This is a genomic window from Pseudomonas sp. P867 (genome assembly GCF_019891455.1).
GTDB lineage: Bacteria > Pseudomonadota > Gammaproteobacteria > Pseudomonadales > Pseudomonadaceae > Aquipseudomonas > Aquipseudomonas synxantha_A.
Genome location: NZ_JAFLXB010000036.1, coordinates 1 through 1,617, shown reverse-complemented (window position 1 = coordinate 1,617; position 1,617 = coordinate 1). Strand labels below are relative to the sequence as shown.

Here is a 1,617-nt window from a genome sequence, read left to right as displayed (position 1 = left end):
GGCCGATTCTGTTGAAAAAGTAGCTCCCCTGACTGGCCTCCGGCAAAATCTCTTCATTGGCCGGAGGGGGATCACACAGCATGATGGGACAGTTATCGAGTGGGCAGGAGCGACTGTTTTACTCGTTCAATCTTGAAGATCACATCCCAGCCAATCACCTTCTGCGCAGCATTGATCAGTGTCTTGATCTGAGCGACCTGCGCCATTTCCTCGCCGATTTCTATAGCCCGATTGGGCGTCCGTCGATTGATCCCGAACTGATGATTCGGATGCTGATCGTCGGCTATTGCTATGGCATCCGCTCCGAACGGCGGTTGTGCGAAGAGGCCCATTTGAACCTAGCTTATCGCTGGTTCTGCCGGTTGAGCCTTGAAGATGAAGTCCCCAACCACTCAACCTTTTCCAAGAACCGACACGGCCGCTTTCGGGACAGCGATCTATTTCGCTGGTTGTTTAATGAAGTGCTGCGTCGCTGCATGGACGCCGGCCTGGTCAAGGGCGAAGGCTTTGCCGTGGACGCCAGCATCATCAAAGCGGATGCCAGCCGGCAGCGCGGTGTACCGGGTGATGAACCGGTCAACTGGAGCGATCCGGCCCTGAGCACCCGCACCGTGCGTGAGTACCTTGAAGCCCTCGATGAAGAGGCTTTGGCCGAAACGCTACCGAAGCGCCTGTCGCTGACGGATCCTCAAGCCCGCTGGACCGCTGCTTTAGGCGGCCCAGCTTTCTACGCTTACTCCACGAATTATCTGATCGATACCGAGCACGGCGTGATCATGGATGTGGAACCCACACCGGCTCATCGAACTGCAGAAGTCGAGAGCACCAAGACGATGATCGATCGGGTCGAAGCGCAGTTCAACATCAAGCCAGAGCGCCTCATCGGCGACACCGCTTACGGCACAGCGCCGATGTTGGCTTGGATGGTGGAGGAAAAGGACATCGAGCCGCATGTGCCGGTATGGGACAAAACCGAGCGCAAGAACGACAGCTTTTCGAGTAACGATTTCCACTGGAGTGAAGAGGCCGAGGAATACCGCTGCCCGGCCGGCAACCCATTACGCAGCGAATGGCGAGCCTTCAAAAACGAGCGTTCGCACGTCACAAAAGCCAACACCATCATCTTCCGATCCCGGCAGACCGACTGCGCTACGTGTCCGATGAAAGCCAAGTGCTGCCCGAACACTGCGTTCCGCAAGATCGCTCGCAGCGTCCATGAAGCCGCTCGCGATGTGGCTCGGTGCATTGCAGCAACGCCGGCATATCAGCGCTCTCGCCACGAACGTAAAAAGGTCGAAATGTTGTTTGCCCACCTCAAGCGCATCCTGAAATTGGATCGCTTGCGACTACGTGGCATGAGTGGCGCGACGGATGAATTCACGCTGGCCGCTGCGGTGCAGAACCTGCGAAGGCTGGCCAAATTTTCATCTCAAGGGCCACCAGTCACGGGATAGGTGCGCCTGCACCAAGCAAAAAACCTCAAATTAACCCAATAACAGAGCAGCGAAGGTCACCGAAGGGCCGAAAAACCACTCAATGTGGTGAGTAGGTTCTCCAGTGGTGGTCGCGCTTGAGTTCAGGCAATCTGAAAATCCGACTTTTTCAACAGAATCGGCC

At 56.3% G+C, this 1,617-nt stretch carries 1 protein-coding gene; it reads left to right on the top strand.

The features are described from left to right. The first annotated feature begins 80 nt into the window (after positions 1-80). On the top strand, positions 81-1,454 hold the full coding sequence (locus J1G33_RS27700) for an IS5/IS1182 family transposase (RefSeq protein WP_069553846.1): 1,374 nt from the start codon (positions 81-83) through the stop codon (positions 1,452-1,454). Positions 1,455-1,617 lie beyond the last annotated feature (163 nt).

Bases quoted from the DNA above. Each gene is read 5' to 3' on its own strand.
- J1G33_RS27700 (WP_069553846.1), top strand. From the start codon at position 81: ATGATGGGACAGTTATCGAGTGGGCAGGAGCGACTGTTTTACTCGTTC.